Origin of the sequence: Treponema sp. TIM-1 (assembly GCF_046533115.1) — a bacterium.
Classification (GTDB): domain Bacteria; phylum Spirochaetota; class Spirochaetia; order Treponematales; family Breznakiellaceae; genus JAIRMO01.
Map to the genome: position 1 here is coordinate 21,747 of NZ_JAJQRC010000028.1, position 16,150 is coordinate 37,896.

15 protein-coding genes are annotated in these 16,150 nt (G+C 49.1%); 7 read left to right on the forward strand and 8 right to left on the reverse strand.

Features of this window, described 5'->3' with window-relative positions; all coding sequences use genetic code 11:
* Positions 1-146: 146 nt before the first annotated feature.
* From LQZ21_RS10535 to LQZ21_RS10570, 8 genes are all read right to left on the reverse strand, one after another.
* Positions 147-440: a hypothetical protein gene (locus tag LQZ21_RS10535; protein WP_411044293.1), complete on the reverse strand. Its 294-nt coding sequence runs from the start codon at positions 438-440 to the stop codon at positions 147-149.
* 19 nt (positions 441-459) lie between these two features.
* Entirely contained in the window at positions 460-1,650 is a 1,191-nt protein-coding gene (locus tag LQZ21_RS10540; RefSeq protein WP_411044294.1) for an aldo/keto reductase, read from the reverse strand.
* A gap of 62 nt (positions 1,651-1,712) precedes the next feature.
* Positions 1,713-2,330 carry a flavodoxin family protein gene (locus LQZ21_RS10545; protein WP_411044295.1) on the reverse strand — a complete coding sequence of 206 codons (618 nt, stop codon included), beginning with the start codon at positions 2,328-2,330 and terminating at the stop codon, positions 1,713-1,715.
* Positions 2,331-2,416: 86 nt separating this feature from the next.
* Positions 2,417-3,328, reverse strand: coding sequence for a permease (locus tag LQZ21_RS10550; RefSeq protein ID WP_411044296.1), 912 nt, complete (start codon positions 3,326-3,328; stop codon positions 2,417-2,419).
* Positions 3,329-3,384: 56 nt separating this feature from the next.
* On the reverse strand, positions 3,385-4,407 hold the full coding sequence (locus tag LQZ21_RS10555) for a DUF362 domain-containing protein (RefSeq protein ID WP_411044297.1): 1,023 nt from the start codon (positions 4,405-4,407) through the stop codon (positions 3,385-3,387).
* Between the two features lie 165 nt (positions 4,408-4,572).
* Positions 4,573-5,175 (reverse strand): sensor histidine kinase, encoded by a 603-nt coding sequence (locus LQZ21_RS10560; RefSeq protein WP_411044298.1) that lies wholly within the window; start codon positions 5,173-5,175, stop codon positions 4,573-4,575.
* 29 nt (positions 5,176-5,204) lie between these two features.
* The gene (locus LQZ21_RS10565; protein ID WP_411044299.1) at positions 5,205-5,465 is read right to left on the reverse strand and encodes a hypothetical protein; all 261 of its coding nucleotides are present in this window, start codon (positions 5,463-5,465) and stop codon (positions 5,205-5,207) included.
* On the reverse strand, positions 5,462-6,166 hold the full coding sequence (locus LQZ21_RS10570) for a response regulator transcription factor (RefSeq protein WP_411044300.1): 705 nt from the start codon (positions 6,164-6,166) through the stop codon (positions 5,462-5,464). The genes LQZ21_RS10565 and LQZ21_RS10570 overlap by 4 nt, the downstream gene beginning before the upstream one ends.
* Before the next feature lie 492 nt (positions 6,167-6,658).
* Between LQZ21_RS10570 and LQZ21_RS10575 the strand changes: the two genes are divergently transcribed.
* The 7 genes from LQZ21_RS10575 to LQZ21_RS10605 all read left to right on the forward strand — a co-directional run bounded on the left by LQZ21_RS10575 (position 6,659) and on the right by LQZ21_RS10605 (position 16,096).
* Positions 6,659-7,603 carry an efflux RND transporter periplasmic adaptor subunit gene (locus LQZ21_RS10575; RefSeq protein WP_411044301.1) on the forward strand — a complete coding sequence of 315 codons (945 nt, stop codon included), beginning with the start codon at positions 6,659-6,661 and terminating at the stop codon, positions 7,601-7,603.
* Positions 7,600-10,701: an efflux RND transporter permease subunit gene (locus LQZ21_RS10580; protein ID WP_411044302.1), complete on the forward strand. Its 3,102-nt coding sequence runs from the start codon at positions 7,600-7,602 to the stop codon at positions 10,699-10,701. The genes LQZ21_RS10575 and LQZ21_RS10580 overlap by 4 nt, the downstream gene beginning before the upstream one ends.
* Positions 10,691-11,977, forward strand: coding sequence for a TolC family protein (locus LQZ21_RS10585; RefSeq protein ID WP_411044303.1), 1,287 nt, complete (start codon positions 10,691-10,693; stop codon positions 11,975-11,977). The genes LQZ21_RS10580 and LQZ21_RS10585 overlap by 11 nt, the downstream gene beginning before the upstream one ends.
* Before the next feature lie 118 nt (positions 11,978-12,095).
* On the forward strand, positions 12,096-13,229 hold the full coding sequence (locus LQZ21_RS10590) for a sensor histidine kinase (RefSeq protein WP_411044304.1): 1,134 nt from the start codon (positions 12,096-12,098) through the stop codon (positions 13,227-13,229).
* Position 13,230: 1 nt separating this feature from the next.
* Positions 13,231-13,938: a response regulator transcription factor gene (locus tag LQZ21_RS10595; protein ID WP_411044305.1), complete on the forward strand. Its 708-nt coding sequence runs from the start codon at positions 13,231-13,233 to the stop codon at positions 13,936-13,938.
* Between the two features lie 126 nt (positions 13,939-14,064).
* A complete protein-coding gene (locus LQZ21_RS10600) occupies positions 14,065-14,331 on the forward strand; it encodes a hypothetical protein (RefSeq protein ID WP_411044306.1) in 267 nt (88 codons plus the stop codon).
* Positions 14,332-14,503: 172 nt separating this feature from the next.
* Positions 14,504-16,096, forward strand: a complete 1,593-nt coding sequence (locus LQZ21_RS10605) for a hypothetical protein (protein WP_411044307.1) — start codon at positions 14,504-14,506, stop codon at positions 16,094-16,096.
* The last annotated feature ends 54 nt before the right edge of the window (positions 16,097-16,150 follow it).

Below are 16,150 nucleotides of genomic sequence, written 5' to 3' on the forward strand. Positions count from 1 at the left end.
GACTCAGGGTACATACCCTTGGTTCCGCCCCAAGGCGCCCCCGCGAGAGTGGGTTCTTGGGCATGTACCCTTCGCAACGAATCAATTCGCAATCATTGACGGGGAAGACAGGGTCCCCCTATGATTTACCGTTTACACAAAATAAATTACAAGGTCTTTATTGGAACGCGCGGGTGTAATACCCCGCCCTTCAGGGCGAGGTTGTTCATACGCATTATTCCCATCATCGTTTTCACGTACATACCGATATGTATTGAAGTAAGTATAAATCCCCAATACGCCAAAAGGTGATGGATCGTCCACGCAACATCAAGTGGGAAAAAATCAAAAAACTGCCGCAGCGGGGACATCATAATCCCGCTTATCACAAGTCCCGTCATGGTAAATATAGTTGCCGGTTTCATGCCGGGGACCGCTGTTTCATTCATTGCCGCGCTCATTGACCAAAGATACTCCTTACTACCCAGCCAACTCCCCGGCGAACTTCCGCAAAACTCCGGGTATGTCGATATTCTGGGGACACACCTTCGCGCATGAACCGCAGGCGATACAGGCTGAGGGTAATTCTTCCGGCTTCATTGCGCCCATCGTAAAGGGCAGGGTGGTAAAGGGGAGATTTGCCGTCTTGCCGTAGGTATGCTCGTTATACAGTGAAATGAGTTTTGGAATATCAAGGGACTGCGGACAATCTTCACAACAATACCGGCACGCGGTACAGGGGACCATATCCGCCAACTTTCCGGCTATCGTAAAGAGTAGTTCTCTCTCCGCTTGGGTTACCGGATTATTTTTTGAAAAATTTTTGATGTTGTCTTTGAGTTGTTCCAGCGTTGTCATGCCGCTTAATACCACCTGCACATTGGGCAGGGATTGCAGAAACCGAAACGCCCATGACGCGATAGAATCATGGGGACGTTTTTCTTTTAACAGCGCGTTAAGACCGTCATTGAGAGACGCAAGTTTGCCGCCCCGGCACGGCTCCATAACCCATACCGGAATGCCGCGTGATGTGATAATCTCGTATTTCTTTTTTGCGTCCTGCATCGTCCAGTCAAGGTAATTGAGCTGTATCTGCGCAAATTCAAAACAGTCATACTTGTCAAGAAACGTTTCAATCGTTTCAGCGCGGGCGTGCGCGGAAAAACCGAGATGTCCTATGCGTCCCTTTTGTTTTTGCTCAAGCAAATAGCGGATACAGCCGATTTTTTCATCGGTGTAAAATTCCCAGGCGGTTTCACAAACATTGTGCAGGAGGTAGAAATCAAAGTAATCCACGCCGCATTTTTCCAGCTGCGCATCAAAAACCTCGGTAAGTGAATTGACCGGCGGATGGCTTGCCAAAAGTCCGGTAAATTTTAATTTACCGTTGTCCGCTTTTTCCATCATGTGTCCCGGAAATTTCGAGGCAAGATAGAAACTATCACGGGGATATTCTTTAAGAACCTTGCCGAGAAATAATTCCGATTCGCCGGCGTGGTAACGATAGGCGGTATCAAAATAGTTTACGCCCTGTTCATAGGCATATTCGATAATTTCACGGGCCTTCGGCTCGTCAATTTTTTCACCTTCGCCGGTTTTCGGCAAACGCATGGCGCCAAAACCTAAGCATGAAAGGTTTACATTTTGAAACGCTTTATATAACACCCTCATTCTCCTCAAAAAAATTATTGCGCGTTTCACGCAGGTCCGAAACTAATATCGCACGTTACCGTTTAACGAATGAAGTTTGTCATTACCCTGGGCGGTTCTTCCGGTTCCGCAATACCTGCGGCCTTTTTACACTTAATCAGGTACGCCATATTGTTTGCTAACACGCGCAGGGTTCTCACCCCTTCCTCGTCTTTATATACATCCTCCGGGGTGTAACCATGAATCTGGTTCCAATAACAGGACGAAACAACAGGCATCTGGCAAATGGTAAAATATTTATTCAACTGGTCAAAGGTCGCGCTGGCGCCGCCTCTGCGGCAGCTTACAATGCACGCGCCGAATTTCAGTTTTAAATATTTTCTATCAATGCTGTAAAAGAGCCGGTCAAAGAACGATGTCGCCGCCCCGGTGGCGGACGCAAAATGTACCGCCGAACCCAAAATAATACCGTCCGCTTCTTTCAGGGCTTCCGCAACAGTATTAACGCCATCATGGTCAAAAGCGCATTTCCCTGTTTTTTTGCAGCTCATACATGCGATACACCCGACAATGGGTTTTGATCCTACCTGATAGATAGTTGAATCAACGCCGTTTTCCGCCAGTTGTTCTTTGATGATGGATAGCCCGGTAAAGGTGCAGCCTTTCTGCCGGGGACTTCCGTTAATTAAAAGTACATTCATTTGTTTCTCCTCTCTTCATTTGCTATTCCGATCTCGCGCTTTTTGAAGAACCTCAGGAAACCCAACCGGGGTTCCTGAGGTTCCATTTAGCGCAAAAATACATAGTCCACCAGAAAACCGCCTGCCAGGGCAAAAAGGACGGTAAAGGCAAGGTAGAACATAAAATTTTTTAAGCCCAATACAATTTTAACCGCCCCCAGATTGGTAATTTTGGTGGCGGGGCCGGTTATCATAAAGGCGGCGGCGCTTCCCATGCTCATGCCGTTCTGCAGCCAGCCCATAAGCAGGGGGATTGTCCCGCCGCCGCACATATAAAGCGGAACGCCGATGGTAGCGGCCATCAGGAGGCCGAAGCCCCGGTTGCCGCGTCCGAAAAGGGAAGCCGTCACATCCGCGGGAACGTAACGCTGGAAAAGTGCCGAAAGGATTACGCCGATAAGAAAATAAAGGCCGGTGGCTCTGATATTCCTGCCGATGTTTTTCAGGAGCCGCAAAAGAAGGTTTGGGTCCGTGTCATGGCTTGCCGGTTCTTTAAAATCGGAAAAATTAAAAAAGGTTTTATTTCTGCAAAGATACCGCACACAAACACCTGCGGCAATGCCGCATAAAAAACAGCTGGTAAACCGGATAAGCAAGGCGGCCGGCCCCAGGGCGGCGCTGTAGAAAAGCAACTGGGGATTGAGCAAAATCGAACTCATCATAAAGGCGGCGAGCCAGTCATCTTCCATACCTTTTTCTGAAAAAGAGGCGGCAATAGGAATGGTACCGTACATACACAGGGGAGAAACAATGCCGATAAGAGAAGCGGGGACTACCCCTAAAACACCGAGCTTCTTCCCCTGTAACGCGGTAAAGAGGCGGTGTATTTTTTCCTTCCCAAAAACGGAAATGACCGAACCCAGGATCATGCCCAAAATCCAGTATCCGGCGATTTGCCGGAGCTGTATATCGAGGTAGTACCAGAGATAGATCAGTTCCCGCCTGAATAGTTCGGCCATATCCGATTATCCCGCGAAGAATCTCCGGAAACCCAACCGGGGTTTCCGGAGATTCCCTACAGTTTGATTAAATCATATTCCAGGCTGCCGAGGCCTATACCTGCGGCGTGTTCCAGGGTAAGCAAACCGTTTCGGCTTTCAAACCGTGTTCTGAGGGACGCGCTCCGTTGGGTATCGGAGGCGTATATCTGGTCAACGCAAGCCTTGTCCAGGGCAACGGGGTCAAGGGAGGCGAAAATCCCAATGTCGTCCAGTTCCGGCGGGGTCGGATTGCTGGAACAATCACAGTCAACGGAGAGATAATTCATCACATTGATATACACGATGCGTTCTCCCAGATGGTCCATCACCGCCCCCGCGGCTTCCGCCATGGACTCAAGGAAGGCATTTTGCGCTCCGCCCCAGGGATTTGTCTTGCTTTTTCCCCCGCTGTGAATCCAGCTTTTCCCCTGGGATGAGGCAATGCCTATGGATATGTTTTTGATTGCGCCGCCAAAACCGGCCATCGCGTGACCCTTGAAATGGGAGAGCACCAGGTATGAATCATAATTGCTGAAATGGGAACCCACAAAATTTTCCCGCAGGTTTTTCCCTTTGGTAACCGGCAGGGAGAGGGAATCGTTCTCGTCCAGAATATCTACGGCGGCGATTGCGGTAAAACCGTGGTCTATGGCCACCTGTTTATGCATGGCGGTATTGGCGCGGCGTCCGCCGTAAGCGGTATTGCTTTCCACAATCGTGCCCTTCACCGACTGAACCAGGTCTTTGATAAGATCCGGCGAAAGGAAATGATGACCTCCGGGCTCGCCGGTACTGAGTTTTACCGCAACCTTGCCGGGCAGGGTACGTCCCAGCGCCTCGTAAACCGCGGCCAAGCCCGCCGGGCTTATGTCGGTGGTCATATAGACCTTGGAGGCGTTTCCGGTCCCGTCCGGTGCGGGAGTTGAGGGCGCGGGAGCTGAGGGAGTGGGCGTTTGGGCCGCCGCCTTTGCCGCACAGCCGGAAAGCACGCCTATCACGGCGCACATAATGAGTAAACAAACCCCGTAAAACGTTCTTTGTTTTCTGTAATTCATCATTAAAAGTTCTCCTTTTGACCAGGCATACTCCTATATAGTTGACACAATGTCAATTAACTATAGCAGATAAATAACGGATTGTCAACTACCATTTCGAAACAAGCCGGAATACTATTTCCCGGGGTTAAAAAAATTTTGCTTATGTCAAGAAAGAGGCCTAAAACGTTATAGTTCAAGCTGAAAGGTGGTTCCGCCGCTGCCGCTTTCGGCCTTGATGGTTCCGTTGTGGGCGGAAACAATGGCGGCGGCTATGGCGAGCCCTATCCCGGTCCCGCCGGTATTCCGGTTTCGGGATTTATCGGTACGGTAGAGGCGCTCAAAGATGTGGGGCAGATCCTCCGGGGATATACCGATACCGGTATCGGCAATGGAAATACGCCGGTTTTTCGCGGACGGCAGAGCCGACGGCTCTACAGAAATAGTGATAGTTCCCTGATCCGTGTATTTTATGGCATTGGACAAGAGGTTGATGAATACTTGTTTAAGCCGGTCATAGTCGGCATTAATGGGGCTGGGGATAAGGTTCAAGGTGATAGTGATACCCTTTTTATGGGCCGCCGCTTTGAATTGTTCAACGGTAATTTGGAGTAATTCCCCAAGGTCAAAATCTGTTTTGTTAAGGGCCATGTTTTCCCATTCCAAATTAGTCAGGGTACTGAGCTCCTGTATCAGCCGGGTAAGGCGTATGATTTCTTCATGGCAGCCGGTAAGATGTTCCCGGTCAGGCTGCCAAACGCCGTCAAGTATGGCCTCAATAGAACCCTGCACATAGGTGAGCGGGGTACGCAGTTCGTGGGCTATATCGTCAGGATATAGCCTTCGTGGATAAAATACATCCCTATTGCTTCAACCGTAACACTATCGAAGCTCCGGCTGACCGGATTATATTGTTGGGTCATGATCCAAACAATGTCATCACTTTTTTCGGCGATGTTTTGTTTGACCAGGCCGGTAAATATCCCCAGGGTAATTTGATTTACCATAAAGGTAAGTACAACCAGGGCAAGGCTGATAAAAAGAACATAGGTCAGGGTTAAGCGGTGTTTAAGGCTTATCATGGGTTTTCTCCGATACGGTAGCCCATGCCATATACGGTGGTGATATAGGTGGGGGACTTTGAATTGTCCCCGATTTTTGCGCGGATTTTTTTTATGTGCGCGTCAATGGTACGGTCAAAAGCGTCATAGTCGTCCCCCTTTACGGCTTCCACAATTTCTTCCCGGGTGAAAATTTTTGCCTGCCGGGACATTAAGAGGGCGAGGATATGGTATTCATCACGGGTAAGGGCGATTGTTTCTCCGCCGCAGGTAACACTCCGCTGTTCCGTATCAATGATTAAATCACCGTATTGTAAAAATTGGCCCGCCTGTTGACCCGTCTTCTCATCGTTTGCGGTTCTCCGCAGGGCGGCTTCCACCCGCGCCATAAGCTGACGGGGGCTGAAGGGTTTGGTGACATAATCGTCGGCGCCTATTTTGAGGCCGTGGATAATATCCGCTTCTTCTGTTTTGGCGGTGATCATGATAATGGGAATTTTTGACATATCCCGTATTTTACGGCAGAACTCCTCACCTGAGAAATCCGGGAGCATAAGGTCAAGGAGTATCAGGGAAACGGAATGATTTTCAAAAAGGTCCATCCCTTCCCTGCCGTTTTTGGCGCAAAGGGCCGTATAGCCGTTTATTTCGAGGTAGGACTTTACCAGGCAGAGGATTTTTTCTTCATCGTCCACCACCAGGACCGTCTGTTTATCTTTCATAATTGATGAGTATATCACGAAATGGTGAAAGAATTGTGACTAAATTGTGTCAAAACGGTGGTTTTTTGCCGGAAGAAAAAAAATCAGGGTTTAATGGAACATCTGGTCAATATCAGCCAGACCAATTATTCCCACGGCACATCACCGCCCTGCACCACCACTCTCTTGATCCATAGTTCCGTTCTTGTCCCCCCTTCTTTCTTGGTTGCTATAGTAAGGCCGTAAATGTTGTAATATTCCGTACCATTTATTCGGTAGGTAACACGGTCCCCCATGAACCGTTTCCGTGTTCCATACGGCAAGGGGAAGCCTATCTAAACCGTCAAGCAATGGGACAACCTGCAAAATGAGGAAAAAAGTGAAAGTTTACCAAAAGTTTAACACCTCTTAAAACCTGGTTTACCTTTTCGTTTTACCTTTGGATTATGGAAAGCCCAGAAAATCCCGGCCGGATTTCCGGAGCTTCCCGCAGCGATTTCTAAGGAGCGAAAGATGAAAAAGAACAAGAGCATAAAAACAGTTGGGATGGTTCTCGGAACCGTGATTATCACGGGGGCGCTCATAGTTGGCCCAGGTCTGCTTGCCGCCGGAGACGAAAGCAAGGTGGAGCCGACAGGATCCGAAACACCGGTGTTTTCGGTGAAAACGGAAATTACCGAAAAGCGGACGCTGTATGCCTTTCTTGAGGTAAACGGCGACATTGTAAGCGGCCAAGAGGCCGACGTTTTCCCTGATGTATCAGGAAAGTTGAGCCGGGTCTATGTTGCCTTGGGTTCGCAGGTTCGTAAGGGCGATGTTATCGCCGAAGTTGACCCTTCAAAACCAGGGGTAACCTACATGAGCAGCCCGGTTTACGCGCCAATTGCCGGAACCGTGTCGAAGATGCCCCTTTCGGTGGGGGCAACGGTAAGCCCAGGCACAAACATCACCACGCTTTCCGTTACCGGCAACCTTGAAATCACCGCCCGCATACCGGAACGGGAAATTGCGGGGCTTGGAACCGGGCTTAAAGCGGAAGTAACCCTGCAAGCATATCCGGGGGAACGTTTCTCCGCAACGGTCAGCCATGTTTCACCGGTCCTGGACACCGCTTCACGGACAAAGCTGATAACCCTTACATTTGACAGGAATGACAGCCGTATAAACGCCGGAATGTTTGCCCTTATCAGCATCAATACGAGAACCTATAGTGATGTGCTTACCGTGCCTGTCGAAGCGGCCATCAATAAACACGGCGAAATCACGGTATACATCCTGCGGGATACTATAATGGGTCTTCCCCAGGTAGAGAAACGCAGAGTGGAGACTGGTGTAACACTTAACGGATGGACCGAAATTCGGGCCGGACTTGATGAAGGTGAAGCGGTGGTTGTTCAGGGACAGCAGTTCTTGAGCGGCGGCGAGACCGTGCGGGTCATCGCCAGAGGCGGAAAATGAGCGTAGCGAAGGCGGTTGTTAAGAGGCCGGTACTGTGGCTGGTAGTATTTGTACTTATTTCGATTGGCGGCGTCTTTCTTTTCTCAAATATCGCCTTTGATATGCTGCCTGAAGTGGAAATACCCTATCTTGCCGTTATCACAACTTATCCGGGTGCCGATCCCGAAACAGTCGAAAAGTCGGTGACAGATATACTTGAAAAAGGATTGGCGAATACCGGCGGCATAAAAAAAATGACATCGGTATCTCGGGAACAGTCCAGTATGATACTGCTTGAGTTCGATTTTGGAACCAATATTGACACCAAGATGAACCGGGTCCGGGAAAACATTGATATGGTTAGAGCCGTGCTGCCGGATAACGTGAGCTCCCCCCTGGTGATGCAGGCACGGGCCAACGACGAACCGATTATGCGTATCGGCATAAGCGGTGGCGGATTTTCGCAAAATGAATTACGCGCCTTCGCGAAAAAAAACATTCAGGATAAGCTTAAACAGATTGAAGGAGTCGCATCCTGTGATGTTGAAGGAGGGCAGGACGCGCTGGTGCGGATTTCGGTATCCCAGAACCGCCTTGAAGCATACGGAATAACCATAAGCGAAATAGCGGGAGTCCTTGCAGCGCAGAACACACAGCTTGGCGCGGGTTCCATTGAGGAAGGGCTCGTAGAGTATTCGATAAAAACCTCCGGTGAATATGATAGTGTTGCCGCTATCGCCAATACCGTAGTTGCCCAGGTGATCGGCACGGACATCAGGCTGGGAGACATTGGAGAAGTTACACTGGATTATGCCGAGGAACAGTCCGCAGCGTATATCAATGGGGAGCCGGGGGTATATCTGTCTATCATGAAGCAGAGCGGCGCGAATACCGTCCGGGTTGCCGACTCGGTGTACCAGCGGCTTGAAGTAATGCGAAAGACCCTGCCCGGGGGGATCAGCCTTGATATTATCCAGGACGAGACAACACAGACCCGCGCCATGATTCTTGAACTCGTTAATGCCGCGATCCTTGGGATCGTTTTCGCTATGGCGGTGCTGTTCCTGTTCTTTAGAAATATCAACAGCTCAATCATCGTCGGCTTATCCATTCCCATATCATTTTTGATTACCCTCCTTGCCATGAGTTTGGCCCATATCACGATCAATATGATGACCCTGGCGGGGCTTATCCTCGGTCTGGGGATGATCGTCGATTCATCAATAGTGGTGCTGGAGGGCATTACCAAATTCCGTGAAAAGGGAGAGCAGCCGTCCGTGGCGGCGATCCTCGCCGGGGAGGAGGTGATGTCGTCAATTATCGCGTCCACCATTACCACTATTTGTGTATTCCTGCCTATCTGGCTTTTCAAAGACCGGCTGGAAATCGTCGGCCTTTTGGTGCAGGATTTGCTTTTTACCATTGGAATTTCGCTGGTATCAAGCCTCCTGGTGGCGATTTTTCTGGTACCCGTATTGGCAAGCAAATGGGTGCCCGTTCATAGCCGTCTTCAAAAACCAATCCGCAACAGGGTTGTCGCTTTTTTTGACCGGGGGCTTGCCTCCGGTCTTGACGCCCTAAACCGGGCCTACAGCCGGCTTCTGGCAAAGGCCCTGAAACACCGGCTTGTTACGGTGTTGCTGGTAGCCGGCGCATTTGCAGGTTCAATTTTTGCGCTGACAAAAATGGATATTGTGATGTTCCCCGATATGGACAGCGATACTATCACGGTCGATATAACCATGCCTCTGGGCACCCGGTATGAAGACACCAGGGCGGTTGCCCTGGAACTACATGAATATGCCATAACGGAAATTTCGGGGGCAAAGAATATTACCGCTCAAATAGGAAGCGGCGGCTCTATCCTGAGCGATGGTGGAAACAATACGGCGAGTATTACGATTGTCCTTGACCTTGATAATCCCCAGGCGGATTCAAGCGACACGGTAAAGGAAAAACTCCGCGCCCATTTTTCTGCCTTCCCCAACACGGCCATTGCCTTCGCGGGAGGGGATTTTGAGATTCTGAGCGGCGATGATATTGATATCGTCCTTCATGACGATGTCCTGTCTCAGGGTATCGCCAATGCGGCTGCAATCAAAGCCTTGCTGGAAGAAAAGGTCCCAGGGATAGAGGACATTGCTATTGATGTAAACGCAGGGTTGCCGCAGGTAACGGTTAACATCGACCGGCAGCGGGCCTACAACATGGGGCTCTCCACAAGCGCTATAGCCAGTGAAATAGCAGCGTCCATGAACGGCGTAACCGCCACTACCTTCAGGCAGAACGGCGATGAGTACGATGTGGTACTGCGGTTTGCAAAGGAAGATCGCTACGAGCTTCCCGACCTTGGGAAAATATTTGTCCGTTCTTCCATGGGAACAGCCCAGGGAACCCTCTTTCCGGTTTCTAATTTTGCGATCCTTGAAAAAACTCAGGGACCGGAGCGTATAAACCACGAAGGACAGGCGCGAACCATCCATATAACCGCCGGCCTCCACGAGGGGGGATCCCTTAAGGCAACAGAGGCGTCGATAAGAACACTCATTGGAGAACAGGGAATAAATGCGTCCTTTGCGGGGGAGTCTGCGGAGACAAACAAGATGCTGCAATCCTTTATGCTGGTTATAATCCTTGCGCTTCTTTTGGTATTCGGTGTCATGGCATCGCAGTACGAATCTTTTCGTGATCCCATCATCAATTTTTGCACCATACCCCTTATGGTGATTGGCGTTGTGGCTATTCACCTGATTACCGGACAGACAATGAACGCCCTTACCATGATAGGATTCGTGATGCTTATCGGTATTGTGGTCAATAACGGCATCCTGTTGGTTGACTACACCAATTTGCTCATCCGAAAAGGCATGCCGCTCATGGACGCCTGCCTTGAAGCCGGCACGTCCCGGTTCCGTCCGGTTTTAATGACCGCCCTTACCACGATGCTGGGACTTGCGCCTATGGCGTTCTTTCCCGGCAAATCTTCGATGATGACCGCCCCCATCGGGCTTGCCGTATTCGGCGGCCTTGCTTCGGCAACGGTCATAACCCTGTTCTTTATTCCGGTGATATATTCGCTGATTAACAGCAAAAGGAAGGAAACAAAAAATGAAAACTAAACTGATTTTACTTTGTGTGTGTACCCTGATTGCCCATACTGTTTTGGCTGAAACAACCTTGGATATTGACAGGGCGGTTCAGATTGCGCTGGAAAAAAATCTTTCCCTGGAACGGTCGCGGATAGAAAGTGTCACAGCAAAACGGAAATACGACCGCTCGTGGAACAGCCTCATTCCTTCCCTGGAGGCCGGCGCTATGGCTGCCCATTCGACGGCAATTACCGGTCCCCTTCCTCCCGAAGACAATGTATGGACACCGGGTTTTTCTCTCTCCGCTTCTTTGCAGCTTTCGCCGTCTATTATTACGGACATTGAACGGACGAAAAAGGATTATGAGGCAGGCTTGCTCAACCATGCGGCGGCCCGCCAGGATCTGGAATTTCAGATCCGGCGGCTGTATTATCAACTCCTGTTGTTACAGGCTAATACGGAACTCATGGAACAAAATGCCGCCGACGCCCAAAGCCGGTATGAACAAATCCGCGTGTTGCAACGGATAGGTCAGGCGTCAAACCTGGATGAACTTTCCGCACGGCTTGACGTACAAACCCAGCAAACCAATATGCGGAGCGCCGTGACCTCGTATAATAACACCCTGGACAGCCTGAAATATTTTTTGATGATTCCACCGGAAGAAACCATCGTCTTGCGGGGCAATTTGCAAACCCTCTCCGTTTCGGAAAAAAACGCACAGGCCGGAATAAACGGCGAGCCTCTGGCGGCAGGGATACTACGAAAAAGCATCAGTTCCCTTGAAGCACAACGCAGAGGATTACGGATCAGTTCTTACGCACCATCGTTGAATTTTTCATGGAACGCCTCACCCATGTATAGCGGTAAAACCGAAGAGTGGATGGACAGCGGACAATTTTCAATAACCCTTTCGATGAAACTGGATAATTTTCTCCCCTGGTCTCAGGCAAAAGAGCAAATTGATTCTCTCGGCGACAGCATCGCCATGCAGCAAAACCGTTTGCGGGAAAGCATATTGAGTCATCAGAATACTGTCCGGCAGTTACAACGGAATATAATCCAGTCAGAGGAGGCCATAGAAACTCTGCGTCTTAACGTCACGTTGGCCGGAGAGACCCGCAGGACGTATGAGGATGCTTATCGGCAGGGCGCGGCGGATTTACAAAGCGTTTATTCCGCCCGAAACAATGTATTGCTTGCGGAAAACCAGCTTTTATCGGAACAGTACAACCTGGCAGCGGCAATCCTTGAACTGGAAAAGGAACTTGCCGTCCCATTCGGAACCTTTATGCGATGGGAGTAAAGGGGACTATGCAGAAATTTATTCCTGGTGGTATGGTAATACCGTAATACCGGAGAATTTAAGGCAGTTCCAAAACATTAGATTTTTGAACCGTCTCATTTAATAGGGGGCAATGACCATGACCATAAAACGGTATATAATTGTATCCAATATACGCACGGTTCTCGTAACGCTATTGGGGCTTTTTTTGATTGGCTTTGTATTTCAGCTTGTCATGTTTGAAATTATGGGCGCCAATCTTGAAGATGCGAGCGTCTTGCAGGAGATGGCGAGGCAGGGAATGGAATACGAGTCTCAGGACTGGCCCCGTATATTCGCTCTGATATACATTGTTTTTTCTGTCGCGCTTATCAGCATTATAACCAACCTGCTAAACTACCGTTTGATAAAATACATTACCCGCCCTTTACAGCCCTTGGGTGAGGGGGTTAGGCATATCCATGATAATAATCTCGGCTTCCGTATAAACTATCAAAATGACGATGAGTACCGCCCAATCTGTGATGCCTTCAACGAAATGGCGGCTAAACTGGAAGAATCCGCAGCCCGGCGGCAAAAGGACGAAGCAAACCGGCGGGAACTGATAGCCGGGATTTCCCACGACCTGCGCACACCCCTGACATCAATAAAGGGCTATCTTGAAGGGCTGGAAACCGGAGTCGCGTCCACACCGGAAATGCGGGATCATTATTTTACTACCATAAAGAATAAGACCGATGATATGGAACATATCATTGAACAGCTTTTTCTTTTTTCAAAACTCGACATGGATGAATTTCCCCTTGCCCTGCGGCGTGTTCCCCTTATGCCGGCGATCAGGGATATGATAGAAGAAGTTGCGCAGGAATACGATCAACGTGGTCTTACCGTACATATTACGGAGAGTCACCGGGATGTATTTGTCCTGGCCGATATGATTTGGTTCCGTAATGTGCTTATCAATATTCTGGAAAACAGCGTCCGGTATAAAACAAAGGACCCGGCTTCCATGGAAATAAGCGCCGGTATTGTTAATAATTCTGTTTTTCTGCGTTTTGCCGATAACGGCCCCGGAGTCTCCGCCGAAGTACTCCCCAAATTATTTGATGTTTTTTACCGCGCCGATCCGTCCCGCAGCATAAAAGGTTCCGGACTAGGCCTTGCTATAAGCAAAAAAATAATCGAGCGTATGGGCGGCGCTATTCATGCGGAACTGCCTGGTTCCGGCGGTCTTGCGGTAGTTATCCGGATGCCCATTGTGAGGGATAGGTAAAATGGAAAATACAAACAAAAAAATATTGATTATTGAAGATGACACAGACATTGCCGCGCTGGAAAAGGACTTCCTGGAAATAAACGGTTTTATTGTTGCTATAGAAGAAGACGGCTTAAAAGGCGCGGAACGGGCGCTGTCGGAATATTTTTCCCTTATTCTGCTTGACCTGATGCTCCCCGGAAAAGACGGGATAAGCATCTGCCGCGAAATCCGTGAAAAAATTGATATACCCATCCTGATGGTAACCGCCCGCAGTGAGGATATCGATAAGGTGCGCGGCTTGGGGCTTGGAGCCGACGATTATATCACCAAACCATTCTCGATGACCGAACTGGTCGCCAGGGTAAAAGCCCACCTTGCCCGTTATGAACGGCTTACCCAAAACGCCGGTCACTCAAAAAAAGCCGATGGAATTGACTTCGGCTGGCTTCAAATCAACCAGGCTACCCATCGGGTTTTTGTTAATGGCAGCGAAATCACCCTGGCTCATAAAGAGTATGAGCTGCTTTATTTTCTTGCCAGTCACGAGGAAATGGTATTCAGCAAGGAACAATTGTATGACAAACTATGGGGCGAAGATATGTATGGAGACATGAAAACCGTGGCGGTACATATTAACCGCCTTCGGGATAAGATTGAAAACAATCCCGCTAATCCGTTGCATATACAAACCATCTGGGGCGCAGGTTATCGGTTTATGGCTTAATACGTTAAATAAAGGCTTATATAAATTTACCCTTTTGTTTAACGCTAGTTAACCTTTTTCTTTTGTTTTGTCGGGGTAGGTTTGACTTACACATTTTAGGGGGACATTAGGGGAAGGAACGCATCCATGAACGAAAAAGAACTATGTGTAGAAATGCTTATCGCATTGTGGCCTAAACCGTGGAAAAGGATTGTGCTTACCATGATCCTTACAGGATTGGCATATAGATCCTTCGGGGGATTAGCGTTGGGTATACCTGTTGCCGCAGCAGACTTGGCAATGGGTATACTCGGATTAGTTACGGTCATCGTTGTATGGATCGATTTCCATGTATCTCGAAAGGTATATCATAAATACCAAAATGAATTAATTGAATTAACCAGGATTAGTTAGGAGGTGCGGATCATTTTATGGTTCGCAAAAAACCCATGTGGATGCTAATAGTGCCTAATAAATGACAAGGAGGGTTGACATCATGGCAAGAATAAAAGCCTCTGCGTTCTTAATCTTTGCTATCCTTTTGTCCTCATGTGCCTTATCAAAAGCAATATACCTCGGCGAAGACATGTATTCCAACAAGGCCGGGCTGCAATCCGTGGGTACGCTATACGATACCGGGAATGTAAACGGCATTTTTCCCGAAGCGGTATATATCAAAACACGGACCCAAACGTTTAACGCCTATCATTATTACCTTTTGAATGACGGATTGATATGGTATAAGAGCATTGACCCGGAAAAGGAGCCAAAAGCCTGGGAGCTTTTTTCCAAAACCGGACTTCCCCACAATGCCTTAAAATGGGACTTTGCGAAAACTCAAAAAATTGCGGAAATTGCCGCCGATGCCGATGAACTGGCGGCGCTTTCCGTGGAAGGAGGGTTTTACCGCTACTGCTTCGATACATCAATAGCCCATCAAAGCAAGGAATGGCTGGACCGGCAGGGCTGGCCTAGTGAGGAGCAGCTTTACTTTGACCAGCGTACCGCAAAAAACCTGTCATGGGCCTTGGGAAAGCGGAATAACCATGTTCTGTATTACGAAGACCCTTTCGGCAATCAACACCACAACGGGACCATGGAAATCGCCACAAGCTATGTGCTTTTGGAAGATGGTCAGGAAATCTGTTACGCCGACACGGGACTCCCCGGCGATTTTTCCCGGAACTATATCGGGCCGGAACGGGGCGCGTTCAAGGCGGTTTCGCTTTCGGTAAGCGCGTCAACCATGTTTGTCATAAATGAAGCGGGGGAAATGTATACCCGCCTTGCGGACTTTGATGCCATAGGCTGCGACCCAATGTTTTTCAAATACACGTATGTTCCCTATGAATCCGACCGGGACGGGACAAATTACTTTTCCAATTTGACCGAGTGGGGGCTCCCGGCGGAAGACTGGCGGCCCCAGCCCCGCATTCCTCTTGCCGGAAAAGCCGCCATAACCCGCCATATTACGATACTGCAGAACGGTCAGGGTAACAGCGCACGGGAACTGCGTGTCGCCGGTTTGAACGAATCGGGCGAAACCGGATACTGGACCAAGGCGGTTTTTGACGACACCTGGGCATTCAAAGCCGTCCCGCTGTTTTTTGCCAAGGACACGGTTTTGCAAACCGCCGAAACTTCAGCCGGTAATCCGCAGGGCGAACGGGGGCCGTCCCTGGATAAACAGTACAGCGGTTATTTCTGGAACGGTATTAATGAAGAATCCGGTTGGGAATACACCATCCCCAATTTTAACATTCTTGAGGGGGATTGTGATTTTCGTATTGCCTGGCAGGGAGAAACCTGCACGCTTAAACTCTACCCCGTTGAAATGTGGACCTATCTCAAACGGAATTATGTGCCGGGCAGGACCGGTTCCCCCAAAACATTTTGGGCTACCCTTGTGATTCCCCCAAATGCATTTGACGGCCTTTCGGAAACGTTCGTTCAGCGGCTTACTGAAAAATACGCGGAACATGACAAGCCGCTTTTTCAGTATGTCATTTGGGCGCAAGACCGGTATATTCTCATGCGAGAAACCGGAAACGACGAGGATGTATTGTTTCTGACCGATGGAACGCTGCCCCGTCAATACCCGCAATTTGAACAGATCTGGTATGTTAACCGTTTTGAGGAAATCACTAGTGTCCAAAACAGGATATTGAAAAAGTCCTAACTCCAATGTAGTATGAATAGGAAATCAATCTAAAACATTACTACATAAGGAGTT